Source organism: Alteromonas sp. ABV4_150 (assembly GCF_056311745.1).
This window is the reverse complement of sequence record NZ_CM149971.1, coordinates 2,033,882-2,053,321: the sequence shown is the minus strand read 5'-3', so window position 1 is coordinate 2,053,321 and position 19,440 is coordinate 2,033,882. Positions and strand designations below refer to the sequence as shown.

The following is a 19,440-nucleotide window of genomic DNA, read 5'->3' as shown; positions in this document are numbered from 1 at the left end:
TTTATGACCCAACCTGCTGCAAAATGCTTTAAAACGCGTGCTATGGGCTAAAAGCTGCGTTTCAAATGGCGCACTAAGCAACAAACTTCCACAACCCTTTTTCGGGCAGATACACCAGCATACAACAAAATTTAACCAATTATTAGTTAACTTGTTGGATTTTTATGCTTTTTATGGGTATTTCCGAATGGCGCTTTAAGTAGTGTAACCAAGGGTTAGTTTCTACACACTATACAGCGCAAAAAGGCTGGTGGTTCAAAAAACCACCAGCCTTGCCGTCTCAGGCAATAATCTGACTAGGTCAGATTACTTGATTTCTACTTCTGCACCAGCTTCTTCAAGCTCTTTCTTAAGTGCTTCAGCTTCATCTTTGCTTACGCCTTCTTTGATAGCTTTAGGAGCAGACTCAACTACTTCTTTAGCTTCTTTAAGACCTAGGCCAGTCGCGCCGCGAACTGCTTTGATAACTGCAACTTTGTTGCCACCGAATGAAGTCATTACAACGTCGAATTCAGTCTTTTCTTCTGCAGCAGCAGCGTCGCCGCCAGCAGCTGGACCAGCAACAGCAACAGCAGCTGCAGCAGATACGTTGAATTTCTCTTCAGCCGCTTCAATTAGTTCTACCAGTTCCATTACCGGCATTTCAGCGATTGCGTTTAAGATATCTTCTTTAGTTAGAGCCATGTTCTCTAAACTCCTGGGTATAAAATGTTAAAAAAATCAATATGCCAAAAACGCCAATTACTTGGTGTCTTTGACCGCCGCCAATACGCGCACAAACTTGCCAGGAACTTCGTTGATTGTTTGAACGAATTTCCCAACTGGTGCTTTGAAGGTTGCAAGTAGTTTCGCAAGCGCTTCGTCGCGGGTAGGTAGTGCTGCAACTGCGTCCAATTTCTCTGGACCAAGAAGACCGCTACCAATAGATAGTGCTGTAACTTTAAGCTTATCGTTAGTCTTACCGAAGTCTTTGAAAAGACGTGCCGCACCGCCTGGTGCGTCGATAGAGAAACCATAGATAAGCGGGCCAGTTAAGGCGCTGTCTAAGTCTGCAAATTGACTGTCTGCTAGAGCACGCTTTGCAAGAGTGTTACGTACAACCTTTAGGTATACGCCTTGCTCACGAGCTTTAACACGTAGGTCAGTCAGTTCTGCAACTTCCATCCCACGGTATTCAGCAACGGCTACGGATAGAGCGCGAGACGCAACTTCAGAAACTTCTGCTACGATCTCTTTTTTTGCTGCTAAACCTAGTGCCACTGAGTTCACCTCTTTGTATCTGACTTTGAGTGTAGTTACCTACTCACGCCGTCAGGGTTCACAGATTGATACCAACCCTCATGGTTGATACCGCTCTACGGTGTTTGTTACCCCAGAGAGTCTGAGTCAAACCACCGTCTGCGCAGGTTGTTGTATTAAGCAGTGTGTTGACTGTGAAAGTTCTCTTACCTCTTTCACCACACCGCACCTGCGGTCTTGGACGGGAGCTGCTTATTAGCACTGCTAATTGCCACAGCTCCAACCCATAACCTTTAAGAGATTTCGATGAGCGTTAGCTCAGCGAAATTAAAGACCTACAGAAGCCTTATCAAGAGCAACACCAGCACCCATTGTAGTGCTTAGGCTGATCTTCTTGATGTATGTACCTTTAGCAGAAGAAGGCTTAGCTTTCTTCAGTGCTTCAAGTAGCGCTTCAAGGTTTTCTTGAATTTGGTTCGCTTCGAACGCAATCTTACCGATGCTAGCGTGGATGATACCGTTCTTATCGTTACGGTAGCGTACCTGACCAGCTTTAGCGTTCTTAACTGCAGTTGCAACGTCAGGCGTTACAGTGCCAGTTTTAGGGTTAGGCATAAGGCCACGTGGACCTAAGATTTGACCTAGTTGACCAACAACACGCATCGCGTCTGGGCTAGCAACTACTACGTCAAAGTTCATTTCGCCTTTCTTAACTTGCTCAGCTAAGTCGTCCATACCAACGATATCTGCACCAGCTTCTTTAGCTGCTTCAGCATTTGCACCTTGAGTGAATACTGCAACGCGAACGTCTTTACCAGTACCGTTAGGTAGTACAGTTGCACCACGAACGTTTTGGTCAGATTTCTTCGCATCGATACCAAGGTTTACAGATACGTCAACGCTTTCTGCGAACTTAGCAGTTGCTAGTTCTTTAAGAAGCGCTACTGCTTCGTTGATTTCGTACTCTTTAGTAGAGTCAACTTTGTCGCGTACTAGGCGAGCGCGTTTAGTTAATTTAGCCATTCGATTAGTCCTCTACGTTCAAGCCCATTGAGCGAGCAGAACCCGCGATAGTGCGTACCGCTGCATCTAGATCAGCTGCAGTAAGGTCTGGCTCTTTAGTTTTAGCAATCTCTTCCAACTGAGCGCGAGTAACTTTACCCACTTTTTCAGTGTTAGGACGGCCAGAACCGCTCTTGATGCCCGCTGCTTTCTTAAGCAGGTAAGACGCAGGAGGAGTCTTAGTTTCGAATGTGAAAGAGCGATCTTCGTATACAGTAATTTCTACTGGAACTGGAGCGCCTTTCTCAAGACTTTCAGTTTTCGCGTTGAAAGCCTTACAGAATTCCATGATGTTTACACCGTGCTGACCTAGTGCAGGACCAACCGGTGGACTTGGGTTAGCAGCGCCAGCTGCAACCTGAAGCTTGATAATACCGCTTACTTTTTTAGCCATTTTACATGCTCTCTTGTTTGGGTCTAACGCCTCGCAAATACAGAGATTATTTGCTCAATCGGCTTCCCGTTTCCGTTTAAAAGGGCGCGCATTATATAAGGTGATTAATTACTATGCAAGGGCTAATTAGAATAAAAAACCATCGAAAGGTCAGTATTTTTTTATCGCAAAAGTGATTCAAAGTTTACATAGCTTCAGACAGGGGCGCAGAGTCAGTTATATTCATTTAGGTAAGGATTAATTAACAATGGAAGAACTAACTAAGTTAAACAATGATGAGATACGCCCTCTGCCCCACGATATATTCGCAAATAGCATTTTCCAAGCACGAATAAAGTTCTTCTCACATTTTTTGTATTAGGACGAGCTCACTTAACTAGTTAAACACTGTGGACTGCGATAGCTGATTGTTGATTATTTAATCACCATGTTCTACAACTAAAGTATAAGTTGAGGAAATGACATGACAGAGCAAAATATTGCAAATCGAATAGCATGCAAGAATATCGATATTGACGCTAGTTCATTCCATCAAACTATCTTGCTAGAGCTTGAAAAGCTTTTAGAGGACGTTATTGGATATGAAGAGTCGAAAAGCTTCATCAGTATGGTTGCAGATAAAGTGGGAGAGTTGCTGTACAACAAATACAAGGTTGAGATAAATGATGAGGCCATGACTTTAGATACTATTGCCCATGTTTTAGTTGATTTGAAGCGAAGAATAGGGGGACGGTTTCGGGTGTCTGAGGTTTCTAAAAATGCGATTGTTTTGCTCAATACCAAATGTCCATTTGGTGTAAATGTAGTAGGCAAACGTCCGCTTTGCTCAATGACGGCGAATGTCTTTGGAAAAATTGTGTCAACGCAATTTTCGTATGCCGCTGTTGAATTGAAAAAGACGATTGCAAACGGAGATGGCCACTGTCACATAGTTATTCATTTAGAGCCAAGCAGCGATGATACTGGAGCACTTAATGAGTATTTCGGTTGACCACGCCAAGATTGTTGATGATGTGAGTCTTCGTTCTTTACTGGACAATATTACTGAGCCTGCTGTTATTGCAGCCATGGATGGAGAGATACTTAATTACAATCGCCAACTTTACTATAAAGTGCCAAAAATCATTATCAAAGACAATATTCAACAAATTTTTTGCCTCACATCTAATGTCTACGATACTGAAAATATTCTGGAATTAGCGACAATAGCAACAAAGAGAACTGGTTTATTCCCAGTTAAGTTGAAGTTGGAACTTGACAGCTGCGGTGTTCAAAAAAGCGTACCAGGCTATATATCCGCTCTGCGTTATAAAGAGTCTGGATTACCAGCTGCAATGCTTGTGCAGCTTGATGAACATTTACTTAAAATTACATCCCGCTTTAGGGAGATGCAAGAGGCTGAAATTAATCACGCTAGAAAGGCACGTATTGCCTCCCTTAAAGCAACAACAGATGAACTAACAGGGCTAAAGAACCGCCGTTTTTTAAACACTTCTCTAGAATATCAATGGCATTCGACCAAAAGAAGTAGTGAAGATGCAGTAATAGCCCTTTTTGACATAGACCATTTCAAAAAAATTAACGATGTTTATGGTCATGACTCGGGTGATATAGCTTTGAGGGTATTTGCATCTTGTCTAGAAGGTGAGGCTCGTGCTGCCGATATTGTAGGCCGCTGGGGGGGAGAAGAGTTTATGGTCATTCTTAGCAACTGTACAGAAGATGAAGCGGTGCTGTTTCTCTCTAGAGCAATGAAAAAATTACGAGAAAGCGTAGTTAAAACCAGTAGAGAAACTATTAGAATGACCGCCAGCGCTGGGTACTGTTCACTATCAAAGGCTTTATCGCCTGAAGATGCCATAGCCAAAGCTGATAAGGCACTTTACAAAGCAAAGAGCAACGGGCTGATCAATTTATCAAGTACACACGAAACTAAAGATAAATCACCAAAGTTTATAGATGTAGTGGAAGCCGTTTCATACTGTCTACAGGCTCTGAGTGATAGGTTTTAGCTGAAGAGACCGCACGCCAACAATGAACTTTAACTGTGTTAGTGAATGACTATTCACTTTCATCTCGCTAAACACTCAGCGCCTCACTTCTCAATCGCCTGCAATACACAGTCTGCCTATTTTTGTTGTTTTGCTAGCAATATAGTAGAAGACGAAATTCAATTAACTTATTCGACAAATAAAAAAGCCCCTATGTAATAGAGGCCTTTTCAAAATTGCAAGTTGTTGTTAGCTTTAGCCTTTTTCTACCTGACCAAATTCTAGGTCTACTGGAGTAGAACGACCGAAGATAAGTACCGATACTTTTACGCGGCTCTTTTCGTAGTCTACTTCTTCTACTACACCATTGAAGTCTGCAAATGGACCGTCGGTAACACGAATAACTTCGCCTGGCTCGAACAAAGTCTTTGGTCTTGGCTTATCAACGTTTTCTTCAAGACGATTTAAGATAGCATCAGCTTCTTTTTGCGTGATAGGCATCGGACGGTCAGACGTACCACCGATGAAACCAAGTACACGAGGAACGCTTTTCACCAAGTGCCACGATTCTTCAGTCATCGCCATTTCTACCAAAACATAACCAGGGTAGAACTTGCGCTCAGATTTACGCTTTTGACCCGCACGCATTTCTACCACTTCTTCTGTTGGTACTAGTACCTGACCGAAGTAGTCTTCCATGTTGTGCATTTTGATGTATTCAAGCAGGGTCTTCTTTACGCGAGACTCATATTGCGAATAGGCTTGTACTACGTACCATCTTTTCTTTACTGCTTCTTCTTCAGACATACGTTTATGCTCCTATTCCAGTAATAAAGCCAACTACACGAACGATGATGCCGTCTAGTCCCCATAAAATTAGTGCCATGATTAACGTCGCTGCAAGCACGATAAGGGTAGTCTGGTTCGCCTCTTGGCGAGTAGGCCACACAACCTTGCGAACTTCTGTGCGAGACTCTTTAGCAAAGCTCAAGAAGGTGCTACCTTTTTCGGTAGTTGCCGCGATAAAACCAGCTATACCAACTACTACAACAATAGCGATAGCACGGTATAGTACCGAGATCTCACCGTACATTGTATTAGCGGTTACTAAACCGGCAAGTAGTGCAAAAACCACTACCCATTTAAACATGTCCAATGCATTGGACTGATTTTCCGTCTTTTCGCTCATGTTACGATCCTAGCACTACAGCGTCGTTGTTTTACGCACTCATTAAATGCGCAATTTAAAAATTCTTAGTTTAAGTAAATTTGGCAGGGGTGGAGGGACTCGAACCCCCAACCATCGGTTTTGGAGACCGCTGTTCTACCAATTCGAACTACACCCCTGTGGTGTCTAAAAGACAAAATTTACTTACACTGCCCTTGTGAGTTGTGCGTCTTTTCTAAGGAAAGTGCGGTATCGCAAGGGAGGGACGCGTATTATACTTAACCACTTTCAAGATACAAGCGGTTTATCCATCCCATCTGCGATTGAACACTATTTCGCGCTTTACCTACTCAACGCCAATAAATCCGCCCGTTTGATGTGACCAAAGCTTCGCATAAATACCATTTTTCGCAATAAGCTCAGCATGTGTACCCTGCTCTACAATATTACCCTTATCTAAAACGAGTAATCTGTCCATTTGAGCAATGGTGGACAGTCGATGTGCAATCGCTAGCACAGTCTTGCCTTCCATGACTTTATCTAAGCAGGCCTGAATAGCTGCTTCAACCTCTGAGTCTAGTGCCGATGTCGCCTCGTCTAGTATTAGCACAGGAGCGTCTTTCAGTAATACCCGCGCGATAGCAATACGCTGACGCTGCCCGCCTGACAGCTTCACGCCACGCTCGCCTACGTGAGCGTCATACCCTGTCCTTCCGTAGCTATCGGTGAGTGTCAGAATAAAGTCGTGAGCTTCGGCTTGTTTAGCCGCGCGGATCATATCGTCTTCTGTCGCATCCGTACGGCCATATAAAATATTGTCTCGCACAGAACGATGCATCAAAGAGGTATCCTGCGTCACCATGCTGATTTTGGCGCGAAGGGTTTCTTGGTCTACTTCAGTGATATCTTGGCCATCAATAACAATACAACCGCTCTGGGTGTCGTAAAAACGCATTAATAAATTCACTAAGGTCGATTTACCCGCGCCAGAACGCCCTACTAATCCTACTTTCTCGCCTGGCTGAATGTTCAAATCTAGTTTTTTAAACACATCAATAGGTTGGTCGTCGGCCCCAGAATAAGAAAAGTTCACCTTGTCGAAGTTAATCCCACCGCCATTTATTTGTAAAGCGCGAGCCTCAGGCTTGTCTTTGACTGCAATTGGCTGCGCTAAGGTATTCATACCATCTTGCACAGTACCTAAGTTTTCAAACAGTCCAGAGACCTCCCACATTACCCAGTGGGACATGCCATTTAAACGAAGACACAAACTTATAGCAATGGCGATGTCACCGGGGCTCGCGATGTTTTCCATCCACAAGTACACAGACAGCGCGCCAATGGTAAAGATAAGTATGGCATTAGCCATTTCCACACAAAATTCCAGTACGGTCACCAAACGCATTTGTGGGTAAACCGTTTTAAGAAAGCCATCCATGCTTTCTTTTGCATAATCCGCCTCACGTCGACTATGTGAAAACAGCTTAACTGTAGTGATATTGGTGTAGCTATCCACAATACGCCCAGTCATCATCGAGCGCGCGTCCGCTTGCTTTTGCGAAACTTCTTTTAGCTTTGGCACCAGCACTTTCAAAATACCAATATATACAAAAAACCACACAATAAGCGGCATGGCCAAGCGCCAGTCTGTGCTAAAGATAAGCACAACCATAGAGATAAAATAAACGCTAATGTACACCAGCAAATCAAGTACTTTGGTGACGGTTTCTCGTACAGAAAGCGCTGTTTGCATTACCTTTGTAGCAACTCGCCCTGCAAACTCATCGTGGAAGAAAGTTAAACTTTGACCAAGCAAATAGCGGTGCGCCTGCCACCTAATGCGCATAGGATAATTACCCATCAAAGACTGACGAGAAAACAGTGAACGAAGCAAAATAAACAAAGGAATAAAAACAAGAACCGTTAAGCCCATGCCTATCAGCGTGAATTTTTGGTCTTCTAAAAAGGTTTCGCGGCTTTGTTCAGAAAACCAGTCAACTAACTGGCCTAGAAAACCAAATAGCGCCACTTCTAACATGGCCACAATGGCACTAAGTACGGAAACAGTAAGTATCACGCCCCACATGCCTTTCGTATAGTACTTACAAAAGGCAACGATACCTGTTGGCGGTTGGGTAGGCGGCGTGTCAGGGAAAGGCTGGGTTAGCTTTTCAAAAAATGAAAACATGTAGAACTCGTTAGTTATTCAGTGACAGATGACTAATGCGTGTTGCCAATGCTAGATAGCAATGGCGTGACTAGCGTGTACTTAACATTGCGATATATTTTTTAATACAAGGGTTAATGCACTCTTACTAGGTACGCAATTCTACACTAAATGTTCATGCGTTGTCGGTGTTACCTTGGTTTGTTACGTGCAATTTCTTCGCTGCAGTTTACCGGTCGTTTTGCTGCAATTTCACTTAAGCAAAAATTTAAAACACGTTAAGCATCCGTTTATTTGCGATTAGGCTGCTTTTTGTCTTCTTGCCTTTTATCCATACTTAACGCGGAAAAAATAATAACGATAACACAAACATTATTATGGATAATTTTTTATTAAAGCCTTGCGATACTGCGCTTAAGTGCGCACGTATGGTCGTGGTATCTTGTGCCGTTGTGGGTTGTATCTTTTCTGGCGCCGCCTTTGCAACACCACTACAAGAAACACCACTCGAGCAACCTCAAGCAACAAAAACTTCCACACCTCCCACTATCGTTACAGAGCGGTCGGAAAATACGATTACAGAAACGTCTGATGACCATATCGGCGATTCTCTGGTTGTACCTTTCATCGCAGGCACAGTAGAACTTGATGGCATTATCGACGAAGCAGTGTGGGAAGAAGCGACTAAAGTACCGCTTACTTTTGTTACCCGTCCTTTTGAGAATACAACACCTCCCGTGCTCACAACGGCACGCATATTTGAAAACGGCGAAAACATATATATTGCGTTTACTGCGCAAGACGATGACCCATCGCAATTACGCGCCTTATTTCGAGATAGAGACAACGTATGGGATAACGACTTAGTTGGAATAAAAATAGATACGTTTGGCGACAGCCGTCTGTCATATCAGTTCTTTGTTAACCCACGTGGCATACAGTCTGATGCCATCGAAAACCAAATGACGTTAAGTGAAAGCGATAGTTGGAATGCAATTTGGGACGCACAAGCACAAATAACACAAGACGGCTATACCGTTGAAATCGCATTGCCTTTTCGCATTATGAACTTTCTCGATAGTGATGGCCCAAAGAGATGGCGAGCTGAGTTTGTACGTTTCTACCCGCGAGAGAACAACCTTCGAATTTCTAATAGGCCCGTTGACAGAAATAATGCATGCGGGTTATGCCAGATGGGAGATATGGAGGGCTTCGCCACGGCAAAGCAAGGCCAAAACTTATCCATTACGCCCTATGCGGTAGCGGGTTATGCCCGTAACCGTGAAGCTGTACCCTCGCAAAATGCGACAGACTGGCAGTATCAAGATAACCAAGAAATAGGTGTTGATATAAACTGGGGCATATCATCTGACATGCTACTGCAAGCCACACTTAATCCCGACTTTTCTCAAGTGGAAGCCGACGCTGGACAACTCGGCATCAACAACCCGTTTGCGCTATTTTTCCCTGAACAGCGCCCCTTCTTTCTTGAAAACGCCGATTTTTTCAGTACTCAATACGATCTTGTTTATACCCGTAATATCGGCGCACCTGACATCGGCACAAAACTTACTGGGCGGGTGCACAACCATACTTTTGGTATTTTGGCTGCTAACGACGAAAGCACCACGTTTTTAGTGCCTGGAAATCTGGGCTCTAGTGTAGCAAGGCTTAACGAAGAAAGTACGAATATAGCCGCCCGATACCGATATGATATTTCAGATGACCTTTCCGTGGGCGCAATAATAACTGGTCGTCACTCAGAGGATTACCACAACATTGTTACCGGCCTAGACAGCCGTTATCAAATAACGCCAAGCGACACGTTACGTGTGCAAGTACTGCGCTCACAAACGCAATATCCCCAAACGTTGTTCTCTGATTTTTGCAGTAATGACTGTCGTGCCGATGATGATATCAACGAAATCACGCTACGAACGCGCAAAAGCGATACTTTCTCGGGCAGTACCTACAAGATTGACTACCGTCACGAAGTTCGCGACTGGTATGTTTATGCCAATCGCACCAGCACTCAAGCGAATTTTCGTGCTGACCTAGGCTTTGAAAGCACCGTAGATAGGCATAAAAGCGTGCTGGGCGGCGGCTATATCTGGTGGAATGAGAATGCATGGTGGAATCGCTTTGAGTTCGGCGGTGATTGGGATATCACCCACAACGATGACGGTGAACTTATTGAACGCGAAATGCAGGCACAAGTAGAGTTAAATGCTGCTTACCAGTCTTATTTTAATTTTCAGTGGGTAAAAAGAGATACTGTTGGATTACGCCACAATGGTGCGAGTTTAGCCATAGATGGCAATGCCACGCGCTTTACCGAAGAACAATATTCCTTCTATTTTGAAGCCCAGCCAAGCCGTACCCTCTACTTTGAAAATTTTGCCCGTATTGGTGACAGAATCGACTTAAGAAACGACCGGTTGGGCGATCAGGTGTTACTAGAGCCTTCAATTACCCTCAATTTGGGGCAGCATTTGGAAGCGTCGCTGAGTCATGAATACAATCGTATTGATGTAGACGATGAAATGCTCTTTACAGCCAACCTATCTGATTTGCGACTAAGTTATCAGTTTAGTGCAAAACAGTTTATCCGCGTTGCACTGGTTTACGCCGATATCAAGCGCAATACCGATAATTACCTAATGCGCGTAGATGCTCGAGATAGAAGCCTAGGCACGCAAGTGGTTTATTCTTACATGATAAACCCACTTTCGCGCCTATTCATTGGCTATGGCGATTCAGCGTTTGCCGATGATGAAAACCCTGGCCTATTGCGCACCGAGCAAGCAGTCTTTATGAAGTTCAGCTATGCGTGGCTTTACTAAGACATCTATTTTTAATCAGTGAAACCTAATTTTGCGAGCGTAGCCTCTACTTTGTATTGATGCTGCGCTTGCCATTTACTGAGTGACATTGCCGCATCTTTATCACCTCTCGCCTTGGCGATCTCAAAAGCATGCTGCGCTTGTTCACGAGGAATAACCGCTATCCCCTCTTCATCCGCTACTATAATATCCCCTGCATTGACGGTGACACCGCCACAACGCACTGGTTGGTTGAGTGGAGAAATACATTTTTTTGCGCCGGGTTTTGGCACGACACCACGCGCAAACACAGGAAATTGATTTTCTCTGGTTTCTGCAATATCGCGAATAACGCCGTCAATCACGAACCCCTTAATACCGCGTGATTGAGCGATTGCACAGACATTGCCCCCAGCAACCGCATACTTATCATCGGCTTCAACCACAATAATGTCGCCAGCATTCGCTCGATAAATAGCTGCATGTAGCATGAGGTGGTCGCCTGGGTCGCACTTTACGGTAAAGGCTGGCCCAGCAATCCGCGGAATACCTGGCCACAAAGGTTTTATGGCATAGTCAATAAACTGCTCTTTGGGCAACGCATCGGCATACTCGCACGGGGAAACACTATCAAACGGAATTTCATTGGTTTTCATACACCACTCCTTTTAACTGAATAACCTGCATCCAAACTGCTTCCACTATAGCCAATTGTGTATTACAAGTTGTTACAAGCTGTGTATTTTCACTATAAACACTTTTTCTATCCCCCCCGTCATGCTAAGAATTAGTAAAAAAAACGTGCATGCAATACGCCATACCATTCTTTCGAAGGGATGCACAGGTTTCGCAACGCACTAAAAACAATAAGCGGCAAGTTCAGATATTGCCCATAAAAACGAAGAGGAAAACTCGACATGTTACGCAGCGTTTTAAGCTTAAGCGTGGCACTGGCCTTAACGGCTTGTAGCCCGCAAAATTCATCCACAGAACAACAGACACAGAGCGCGGCTACCGAAGAGGCTCAACAACAGCTTTCGTCAGGTGTCATTAAAGAAAATATGGATCTATCTGTTGACCCGGGTGATGACTTTTTCCTCTACGTAAACGGTAAGTGGTTTGATAATTTTGAAATACCGGCAGATAAATCGAGCTACGGTTCTTTTGTGATTCTTCGCGATGAAGCACAAGATCACGTTATGGATATTATAAAATCGTCTGCCGAAGGCGACTTTAAAGCGGGCAGCGACGAGCAAAAAGTCGGTGATTTTTACCGTGCCTATATGGACATGGAAACCCGCAACGAACTTGGTATGACGCCGTTAAAGCCCGAGTTAACTAAGATTGATGCCATTGATGACTACACCGACCTTGCTGAGTATTTTGCTTATGCTGCTCGCTATGGCTACGGTACACCGTTTAGCCTGACCCAATACCCAGATCTAAAGTCGCCCAAAGAATATTTAATGTATACGTGGCAGGCCGGTCTTGGACTGCCTGAGCGCGAGTACTACTTCAAGGACGACGAAACATCACAAACCATTCGCGATGCCTACGTTAAACATATTCAAACCATGTTTGAGTTGGCGGGTTTCGACGCGCCTAAAGAAAGTGCGGATATGCTGTTCGCACTTGAGACTAAAATTGCTCAGCTACATATGAAAAAAGAGCAGGCCCGAAACTTTGCTGCCAACTATAACAAACTGACAATTGAAGAACTTAAAGCGTTAATGCCTAAGTTCGACTGGGACGCTTATCTAGCTCAAGCTGATGTAAGCGACATTCCTTCGCTAGGTATTTTGCAAAAAGACTACATGCAAAACATTGATGGTGTTATTGCAGAAACCTCACTGGAAGATTGGAAAACGTTCCTTAAGTGGGGCTTGTTAAATGCTTCAGCCAGTCGCTTAAATGCCGAGCTTGATGAAGCAAACTTCAATTTCTACAGTAAAGTGCTGCGCGGTGTTGAAGAGCAACAGCCACAATGGCGTCGTGCGGTAAGCCTTTCAAACGCTCATGTGGGCGAGCTTATCGGTAAGGTTTATGTAAAACAGCACTTCCCGCCTGAAGCGAAAGAGCGCATGATGGAAATGGTTAATAACCTGCTGTTAGCTTACAAAGAAAGTATCGAAAATCTTGATTGGATGACAGATGAAACTCGTGCACAAGCACTAGACAAGCTGTCTAAATTTACCGTTAAAATTGGTTACCCGGACCAGTGGCGAGACTATTCAGCTCTGACAGTTAATGCCAGTGACCTGTTTGGAAACCTTAAGCGTTCATCTGACGTGCTGTATGAAGAAATGCTTAAAAAACAAGGCGGCCCAGTGTGGACCCATGAATGGGGCATGACACCACAAACTGTTAATGCTTACTACAATCCGCCGCTTAACGAAATTGTATTTCCTGCCGCTATCCTTCAGCCTCCGTTTTTTGATATGAACGCAGAAGATGCGGTGAACTACGGTGGCATTGGCGCAGTAATCGGACACGAGATTGGCCACGGGTTCGATGATGCAGGTTCAACATTTGATGGCGATGGTGTACTCAGAAACTGGTGGACCGATGAAGATCGCAGCGAGTTTGAAGCACGCACTGCAAACCTCATAGAGCAATATAATCAATTTGAGGTTCTAACTGACTTGCACGTAAACGGCGAATATACCTTAGGTGAAAACATTGGCGACCTCGGCGGTATTAGTATTGCGCTTAAAGCTTACCACCTGTCTCTTAATGGTGAAGAAGCCCCTGAACTAGACGGTTTCACCGGCGATCAGCGCGTGTTTATTGGGTATGGCCAGGTTTGGGCGAGTAAATACCGTGAGGAAGCGTTGCGCAGCCAAGTGCAGACCGACACGCACTCTCCTACTAAATTCCGTACCAACGGCGCTGTGCGCAACGTACCTGAATTTTACGAAGCGTTTAACGTAACCGAAGACGATGCGTTGTATCTGCCGCCAGAAGAGCGTGTGAAAATTTGGTAATTCGTGTTCTCTAATCACAGTACATAAAGAGTCGCGTACATAAACAAAACAGCTAAGGCCCCATGTTTGCTTCATCAAACTGGGGCTTTTTTTGTCGTGTTGAAGTACATGACTGAGCAGTTTCAAAAAGGCTAAATATGAATGTAAGAACAACTATTGTCTTTAGCAGCTTAGCGTTGATTTACTTGGCGACGCTGCCGCTTACCCCCTACGTGGCGCAATTCTTACCCAAAGCCCTGCCTATTGTGGTACTGGCAGTTTTCGCCTATACAAAACTTAGCGCCATGCCGCGATACATGGTGTTGACGGCGTTACTTTTTAGTCTTGCCGGAGATGTTAGTCTGGCCTTGCCCTTTGCTGATAGCTTTATTACCGGCTTGGCGTGCTTTTTTGTTGCCCATTTAACGTATGCTATGTGTTTTGCGTTGCTGCATCGCCGCCTACAAGAAACGCCCAGCGACCATATCATTTCGCGCAAACCAAAGTGGTTCATTAGTATTATTATGGTTAGCTTTGCCGTAATGATGGCAGTGCACATTCTGCCAGCGTCGAAAGCCTTATTTTACCCTGTAGTCGCCTATATTAGCGTAATCACACTGATGGGTTTAACCGCAGTGTGGTTGGCTCAAACTAAGCTAATCGTAATCGGTGCGTTACTTTTTGTGATATCAGATGCCATTCTCGCCCAGTCGGTTTTCAAAAACCCGCTTCCACTATCTACCTTTTGGGTAATGACAACTTACTATGGTGCCCAATATTGCTTAACCATGGGGCTGGTTGATGGTTTTTTTGAGAAAAGAGAATAGGCAGGAAGAGAATGGTCAGGCCTAGTTAGACAACGACGTTAAAACGTCTATCGCCAAGTCGACTTTTTCAGCTGGCACGAAAATATGGTCGTGATAATAAGCGGCCACCACGTTAGCGCTAATTCCTGCCTTACCCAGCGCAGTGGACATAGCTGCAGTCATGCCTACCGCTTCCAAACTAGAATGCACTTCACAGGTTATACAGCGGTAATAACCTTCAAATGGCAGGTGAGCTTTCTCAGCTGCCGCAACCGGAAGAATAAGCGTGGTGCCCTCGCGTTCCTGAAACATACCCTTAGCTATTGAAATTAACGTTTTGGTTAATCTGTCAGCAGGCAAAGTAGTAAAAACGTAATTTTCACTACTTGCCACAGGATTCAAATTTTTCAGTAACACGCTCAAGTCAGTTTCAGCGATCACACTCAACCTTCCTTTGTATAACGTCAACACATATCTATTAAAGCTTTCGGGCTCTAATACGCTTTCCTTTGATCTTTCCTTCTCTAAAGTGCGCCATGGCTTTTTTCACGCTTCGCGTTTTCACTGCGACAAAACTTATGCTGTTTTGCACTTTAATTTTGCCTAAGTCGTCGCCAGGAATGCCCGCATCTTTGGTAAGTGCACCCACCAGATCGCCTGGGCGAAGCTTTTCCTTTTTACCCGCGCTTAGTGAAATACAAGTGAATTCAGGCTGAGTGATTTTGTTTTTATGAAAACGTAAGCTTTGCGCGCCTTTAAGCGGAATATCGCTTTCTTGCAATACTTCTATTTTTCGCAAAAAGTGCTCTTCGTCATCGCTGACTAGCGTGACCGCCATGCCCTGTGCGCCTGCTCGCGCCGTGCGACCAATGCGGTGAATATGGGTTTCCGGCTCTTCACTTACTGTGTAATTAATTACGCAGGCAACATCATCAATATCCAGCCCTCGCGCAGCTACATCGGTGGCAACAAGTACTTGTAGCGCATCGCTGGCGAACTGCATTAGCACCGATGTGCGTTGATGCTGTTCCAAGTCCCCCTGAAGCCCAGCTGCGCTAAAGCCATCTTCGATAAGCTCCTCAACCACTTCATTTACCTGAACCTTGCGGTTGCAAAATACAATGGCATTTTTAGGTTGGTAGTGAGTAAGTACCGCTTTAAGCGCCTGAGTGCGTGTGTGCGGGAGCACGTTGTAGCCCAACTGGGTAATTGCCGGCTTGCTTTCTTGCGCTTCTACTTTACAGGTTACGGGGTTGTGCAAGTACTGCTTGGCTACACGCTCAATTTGCTCGGTGAACGTTGCAGAAAACAGAAGTGTTTGCACTTGCGTTGGTGTCTGTCCGAAGATAATACGCAAATCGTCTTCAAAGCCCATATCTAACATACGGTCCGCTTCATCAAGCACGCGTAGTTTTACACTGCTTAAATCAATACGACGCTTTTCCACATGATCCATTACGCGACCCGGCGTGCCCACAATAATATGAGGGCTATGCTTCAATGACTGAATCTGCGGCCCCATAGGCTGGCCACCACATAACGTGGTTACTTTAATATTACCAATGTTCTTAGCCGCCATACGGCACTGTTGAGCCACTTGATCAGCAAGCTCTCGGGTAGGACAAAGTATGATAGCCTGCGTGGTAAAATCATTCACTTCTACGTGCTGCAAGGCAGGAATTACAAAGCACAGAGTCTTGCCGCTGCCCGTCTGCGCTTGGCCTATCACATCTTTCCCCTGCAACGCCTCAGGGAGCGACTGCGCCTGTATTGGAGAAAGTTGGTAAATGCCTTGGGAGTCTAGCGCCTTGGTGATGGCAGGGTTTATATCTAAATGCTTAACTGTTTCAACTGTCATTAATTTGGGTTCCAAAGGTGCACTACACCATATTCGGTATGATGAGCTATGCCGTATTCTTGGGACACCATGTCACTCCAGGAAGAAAGCTGCTCATTAAACTTGTCACTCATTTTCACACCGGCCGCCGCTAACTTTAGCTTTTCGAGTACTAAAACACAGGTGTCTTTCTTTGATAGTGCTAGGTAGGCCGTTGAAATATCGTATTTGCTTGTAAGGCGTATTGTCTCACATTTAAATTGTTTTGGGTTACATCCAAAGTCAATTGCTCCTTGAGAGCCGAAAATAGTATCAATCTCGTTGTTATTAAGTGCCTCAACTAACGCTTGCCATGAATCATATGCCTTTACTTTAAAGCCACGTTCTATTGCAATGTTGAAGCGATAGTCTTGCAACAAAGTTCCTACTCTATAAGTTTTCGGAACATCGGCGAATGAATCAAAGTAGGGCTTATTTATGCCGTAAAGACCGTGAAGATTTCTTGATACTGGAGTTACCCAGTGAAACACGCTTTCTCTTTCCTCAGTTCGAATAACCGAAAACACTAGTACATTAGATTTGGTTGTGGCTTCTTTCGCAATGCGTGTCCAGGGTGCAGAGAGAATATTCTGCTCTAGTGCCATTTCGTCTAAAATATCATTGACCAAATCGGCAGCAATACCTTTAAGTTTTCCTCTCTCCCCCTTTTCCGAGAAAAGTGGAACTATGTCAGCGATAACCCACAGGTTGTCAGAGTTCGCATGTAATTCGCCCGCTAGGCTTAAGACGCCAAAAGTAAGTATCGTAGCGGGAAATGATGGTTTGAGTTCATCTTTTAAAGCATTAGCGAGTAATGCGAAACCATCTGAACCTTTGTACTGTGCGAAGAGTTCAATAAAACGCTCTGCTATATCGGCAGAGCCTTCGCCTCTGGCAAGTGCGATATAGCTCACGGCTATTCTTGTAGCCTGGCTACCTGCATTCGGCGTACAGCGAATATTCTTTTTGCACTCAAAAGCAAATAACGGCGTTATCCAGTGATAACTATCTTCGTTTTTTTCATCTCTGATCAGGTTTATTACTAATTGATATTTATTGCCTGCAGTATTCGAAGCGGGTGCAAAATTGACGTCTTTTTTAGATAAAGTGTTTTTTAAAATACTGAGTGAGTAAGATTCAATACTCCGCTTTTGATGAGAAGATATGGCGTTCGGCAGGTCTTGGGCGTGAGAATAATAGAAAACTTGTGCCCAAGTGGATAAGCTCCACAGGGCACACATAAAAACAATAACAAATAAGCCTACGCTTGAAATGCCTTTTCTAATTTCCACTGCAACGTTTGTCCCGCAAAAAATGGAACCATATCGGTACCGTCAGCTAGGGTTACTTGTTCTGGTACCGTCCACGACTCTTTCACTAATGTCATTGTAGTCGTATTTCGCGGTAAACCATAAAAGTCTGCGCCGTAATGGCTCGCAAAGCCCTCAAGCTTGTCTATTACACCCAGCTGTTCGAACACTTCAGCATAAAGCTCAATAGCAGACCATGCGCTGTAACAACCTGCACACCCGCATGCATTCTCTTTTTTATGCTTAGCATGAGGTGCAGAATCAGTACCTAAAAAGAACTTCTTGTTGCCACTTGCCACCATATCGCGTAAAGCTTTTTGATGGGTGTTGCGCTTAAGTACTGGTAAGCAATAGTTATGAGGGCGTACGCCACCAACAAGCAAATCGTTGCGGTTAAGCAATAAATGTTGAGGCGTAATAGTGGCGCCTACAAATTCGCTCGCGTTCGCTACGAAACTTGCCGCATCTGCTGTGGTAATGTGTTCGAACACCACTTTCAGCTTAGGAAATGCTTCAACTATGGGGCCTAGATGTGTGTCTATGAACACTTTTTCACGGTCAAAAATATCAATGTGATGCTCGGTTACTTCACCGTGAATTAACAAGAGTAAACCTTGCTCTTGCATGGCTTGAAATACTGGGTACAAAGCCTGAATACCTTTTACCGCTGCGTCTGAATTTGTCGTCGCACCTGCTGGATAAAGCTTGCATGCGGTTACGCCTGCTTGCTTTGCATCGACAATGTCTTGCGCAGTAGTTTGGTTAGTCAGAAATAGAGTCATTAATGGCTCAAAATTACTGCCTTGAGGTCGCGCAGCCTCAATTCGCCCTTTGTATGCCATCGCCATTTCAGCATTAACTACTGGTGGTACTAAATTCGGCATAACGATAGCGCGCTGGAAACAACGTGCCGTTGCTGGCACTGTTTCAGCAAGCATTTCGTTATCGCGAAAGTGAAGGTGCCAATCATCTGGCGTGGTAATGGTGAGCGTTTGCATGCCTTGTCTCTCTTAGTACTTATTCAAACAGAGGGGAATGCGCGCAATAATAACACAATTCCCGCTGCGCGCGCAGAACATCCCCTTTGAAATCACTACGAGTTTGACTGCTCGTGCTCAACCCAAATAAGCTTGTTAGTGTCGTACCCAGCTGCACTCGCCTTTTCTAGCAAACGGGCACGAACCTCATCTGAAATGGTAGGCGTTCTTGCTAATATCCAAAGGTAGTCTTTATCTGGCCCTGTAATTAGCGCATATTGGTAACCTTTTTGGTCTAACTCCATAATCACATAGCTGGCGTAGAATGGACCGAAGAAAGATACCTTTAGATGCCCTGTAGTTTCAGACTCTACAAAGTATGCTTTCCCTTCGGCTTCATCCCACCTACCGTCTTCTTTTGAATAACCGCGATTGATAACTTTTACGCCACCATCATCGCGCATACTGTAAGTTGCTGTGACTTCGCTTAACCCTTCTTCAAAGCTGTGGTCGAAGCGCGCGATTTCGTACCACTCTCCTAAGTATCTAGGAAGCTCGAAACCTCTAACTGGCTTTACGTTTTCCGGTACTCCGGTACAGCCAGATAGCCCAACAAGTAGTGCACTTGCCATTGCAATTAGAAACCATTTTTTCAGCATAAACCC

Annotated in this window: 18 protein-coding genes and 1 tRNA gene; 5 read left to right on the top strand and 14 right to left on the bottom strand. The window is 44.6% G+C overall.

From position 1 onward, the window contains the following. Positions 1 to 306 precede the first annotated feature (306 nt). The 4 genes from rplL to rplK form a co-directional block, all read right to left on the bottom strand. Positions 307 to 684 (bottom strand): 50S ribosomal protein L7/L12, encoded by a 378-nt coding sequence (gene rplL, locus ACYX4M_RS08990; RefSeq protein ID WP_015068303.1) that lies wholly within the window; start codon positions 682 to 684, stop codon positions 307 to 309. A gap of 57 nt (positions 685 to 741) precedes the next feature. After that, a complete protein-coding gene (rplJ, locus tag ACYX4M_RS08985) occupies positions 742 to 1,260 on the bottom strand; it encodes a 50S ribosomal protein L10 (RefSeq protein WP_014951041.1) in 519 nt (172 codons plus the stop codon). A 306-nt stretch (positions 1,261 to 1,566) separates the two neighbouring features. After that, the gene (rplA, locus tag ACYX4M_RS08980) at positions 1,567 to 2,262 is read right to left on the bottom strand and encodes a 50S ribosomal protein L1 (RefSeq protein WP_020744434.1); all 696 of its coding nucleotides are present in this window, start codon (positions 2,260 to 2,262) and stop codon (positions 1,567 to 1,569) included. Between the two features lie 4 nt (positions 2,263 to 2,266). Continuing rightward, positions 2,267 to 2,695, bottom strand: coding sequence for a 50S ribosomal protein L11 (gene rplK / locus ACYX4M_RS08975; RefSeq protein ID WP_014951043.1), 429 nt, complete (start codon positions 2,693 to 2,695; stop codon positions 2,267 to 2,269). Positions 2,696 to 3,158: 463 nt separating this feature from the next. Here rplK and ACYX4M_RS08970 point away from each other — a divergent pair, with 463 nt between their 5' ends. After that, positions 3,159 to 3,686: a methanogen output domain 1-containing protein gene (locus ACYX4M_RS08970; RefSeq protein WP_476082732.1), complete on the top strand. Its 528-nt coding sequence runs from the start codon at positions 3,159 to 3,161 to the stop codon at positions 3,684 to 3,686. Further along, positions 3,670 to 4,707: a GGDEF domain-containing protein gene (locus ACYX4M_RS08965; RefSeq protein ID WP_476082731.1), complete on the top strand. Its 1,038-nt coding sequence runs from the start codon at positions 3,670 to 3,672 to the stop codon at positions 4,705 to 4,707. Before ACYX4M_RS08970 ends, ACYX4M_RS08965 begins: the two co-directional genes overlap by 17 nt. 234 nt (positions 4,708 to 4,941) lie before the next feature. Here the strand turns inward: ACYX4M_RS08965 and nusG are convergent, their stop codons facing one another. The 4 genes from nusG to ACYX4M_RS08945 all read right to left on the bottom strand — a co-directional run bounded on the left by nusG (position 4,942) and on the right by ACYX4M_RS08945 (position 8,042). Beyond that, the gene (gene nusG, locus ACYX4M_RS08960) at positions 4,942 to 5,493 is read right to left on the bottom strand and encodes a transcription termination/antitermination protein NusG (protein ID WP_179984807.1); all 552 of its coding nucleotides are present in this window, start codon (positions 5,491 to 5,493) and stop codon (positions 4,942 to 4,944) included. 4 nt (positions 5,494 to 5,497) lie between these two features. Next, positions 5,498 to 5,875, bottom strand: coding sequence for a preprotein translocase subunit SecE (gene secE / locus ACYX4M_RS08955; RefSeq protein WP_014951045.1), 378 nt, complete (start codon positions 5,873 to 5,875; stop codon positions 5,498 to 5,500). An 81-nt stretch (positions 5,876 to 5,956) separates the two neighbouring features. Beyond that, positions 5,957 to 6,033: transfer RNA gene (locus ACYX4M_RS08950), tRNA-Trp, on the bottom strand. A 167-nt stretch (positions 6,034 to 6,200) separates the two neighbouring features. Further along, positions 6,201 to 8,042: an ABC transporter ATP-binding protein gene (locus ACYX4M_RS08945; RefSeq protein ID WP_476082730.1), complete on the bottom strand. Its 1,842-nt coding sequence runs from the start codon at positions 8,040 to 8,042 to the stop codon at positions 6,201 to 6,203. A 356-nt stretch (positions 8,043 to 8,398) separates the two neighbouring features. Between ACYX4M_RS08945 and ACYX4M_RS08940 the strand changes: the two genes are divergently transcribed. Beyond that, positions 8,399 to 10,864 (top strand): carbohydrate binding family 9 domain-containing protein, encoded by a 2,466-nt coding sequence (locus ACYX4M_RS08940; RefSeq protein WP_476082729.1) that lies wholly within the window; start codon positions 8,399 to 8,401, stop codon positions 10,862 to 10,864. 11 nt (positions 10,865 to 10,875) lie between these two features. Here the strand turns inward: ACYX4M_RS08940 and ACYX4M_RS08935 are convergent, their stop codons facing one another. After that, the gene (locus tag ACYX4M_RS08935) at positions 10,876 to 11,499 is read right to left on the bottom strand and encodes an RraA family protein (RefSeq protein ID WP_476082728.1); all 624 of its coding nucleotides are present in this window, start codon (positions 11,497 to 11,499) and stop codon (positions 10,876 to 10,878) included. Positions 11,500 to 11,760: 261 nt separating this feature from the next. Between ACYX4M_RS08935 and ACYX4M_RS08930 the strand changes: the two genes are divergently transcribed. Continuing rightward, on the top strand, positions 11,761 to 13,827 hold the full coding sequence (locus ACYX4M_RS08930) for a M13 family metallopeptidase (protein ID WP_476082727.1): 2,067 nt from the start codon (positions 11,761 to 11,763) through the stop codon (positions 13,825 to 13,827). 137 nt (positions 13,828 to 13,964) lie between these two features. After that, the gene (locus ACYX4M_RS08925; protein WP_476082726.1) at positions 13,965 to 14,633 is read left to right on the top strand and encodes a lysoplasmalogenase; all 669 of its coding nucleotides are present in this window, start codon (positions 13,965 to 13,967) and stop codon (positions 14,631 to 14,633) included. A 21-nt stretch (positions 14,634 to 14,654) separates the two neighbouring features. On the opposite strand, the gene ACYX4M_RS08920 is transcribed toward ACYX4M_RS08925, so the two are convergent. From ACYX4M_RS08920 to ACYX4M_RS08900, 5 genes are all read right to left on the bottom strand, one after another. Then, complete coding sequence (locus tag ACYX4M_RS08920) at positions 14,655 to 15,053, bottom strand: ACT domain-containing protein (RefSeq protein ID WP_476082725.1); 399 nt, start codon at positions 15,051 to 15,053, stop codon at positions 14,655 to 14,657. 37 nt (positions 15,054 to 15,090) lie between these two features. Then, the gene (gene dbpA / locus ACYX4M_RS08915; RefSeq protein WP_476082724.1) at positions 15,091 to 16,470 is read right to left on the bottom strand and encodes an ATP-dependent RNA helicase DbpA; all 1,380 of its coding nucleotides are present in this window, start codon (positions 16,468 to 16,470) and stop codon (positions 15,091 to 15,093) included. Further along, positions 16,470 to 17,780 carry a substrate-binding periplasmic protein gene (locus tag ACYX4M_RS08910; protein ID WP_476082723.1) on the bottom strand — a complete coding sequence of 437 codons (1,311 nt, stop codon included), beginning with the start codon at positions 17,778 to 17,780 and terminating at the stop codon, positions 16,470 to 16,472. Before ACYX4M_RS08910 ends, dbpA begins: the two co-directional genes overlap by 1 nt. Then, entirely contained in the window at positions 17,750 to 18,796 is a 1,047-nt protein-coding gene (pyrC, locus tag ACYX4M_RS08905) for a dihydroorotase (protein ID WP_476082722.1), read from the bottom strand. Before pyrC ends, ACYX4M_RS08910 begins: the two co-directional genes overlap by 31 nt. A 95-nt stretch (positions 18,797 to 18,891) precedes the next feature. Next, complete coding sequence (locus tag ACYX4M_RS08900; RefSeq protein ID WP_476082721.1) at positions 18,892 to 19,434, bottom strand: lipocalin family protein; 543 nt, start codon at positions 19,432 to 19,434, stop codon at positions 18,892 to 18,894. Positions 19,435 to 19,440 lie beyond the last annotated feature (6 nt).

Bases quoted from the DNA above. Each gene is read 5' to 3' on its own strand.
- rplL (WP_015068303.1), bottom strand. From the start codon at position 684: ATGGCTCTAACTAAAGAAGATATCTTAAACGCAATCGCTGAAATGCCG.
- rplA (WP_020744434.1), bottom strand. From the start codon at position 2,262: ATGGCTAAATTAACTAAACGCGCTCGCCTAGTACGCGACAAAGTTGAC.
- rplK (WP_014951043.1), bottom strand. From the start codon at position 2,695: ATGGCTAAAAAAGTAAGCGGTATTATCAAGCTTCAGGTTGCAGCTGGC.
- ACYX4M_RS08970 (WP_476082732.1), top strand. From the start codon at position 3,159: ATGACAGAGCAAAATATTGCAAATCGAATAGCATGCAAGAATATCGAT.
- ACYX4M_RS08965 (WP_476082731.1), top strand. From the start codon at position 3,670: ATGAGTATTTCGGTTGACCACGCCAAGATTGTTGATGATGTGAGTCTT.
- nusG (WP_179984807.1), bottom strand. From the start codon at position 5,493: ATGTCTGAAGAAGAAGCAGTAAAGAAAAGATGGTACGTAGTACAAGCC.
- secE (WP_014951045.1), bottom strand. From the start codon at position 5,875: ATGAGCGAAAAGACGGAAAATCAGTCCAATGCATTGGACATGTTTAAA.
- ACYX4M_RS08945 (WP_476082730.1), bottom strand. From the start codon at position 8,042: ATGTTTTCATTTTTTGAAAAGCTAACCCAGCCTTTCCCTGACACGCCG.
- ACYX4M_RS08940 (WP_476082729.1), top strand. From the start codon at position 8,399: ATGGATAATTTTTTATTAAAGCCTTGCGATACTGCGCTTAAGTGCGCA.
- ACYX4M_RS08935 (WP_476082728.1), bottom strand. From the start codon at position 11,499: ATGAAAACCAATGAAATTCCGTTTGATAGTGTTTCCCCGTGCGAGTAT.
- ACYX4M_RS08930 (WP_476082727.1), top strand. From the start codon at position 11,761: ATGTTACGCAGCGTTTTAAGCTTAAGCGTGGCACTGGCCTTAACGGCT.
- ACYX4M_RS08925 (WP_476082726.1), top strand. From the start codon at position 13,965: ATGAATGTAAGAACAACTATTGTCTTTAGCAGCTTAGCGTTGATTTAC.
- dbpA (WP_476082724.1), bottom strand. From the start codon at position 16,470: ATGACAGTTGAAACAGTTAAGCATTTAGATATAAACCCTGCCATCACC.
- pyrC (WP_476082722.1), bottom strand. From the start codon at position 18,796: ATGCAAACGCTCACCATTACCACGCCAGATGATTGGCACCTTCACTTT.
- ACYX4M_RS08900 (WP_476082721.1), bottom strand. From the start codon at position 19,434: ATGCTGAAAAAATGGTTTCTAATTGCAATGGCAAGTGCACTACTTGTT.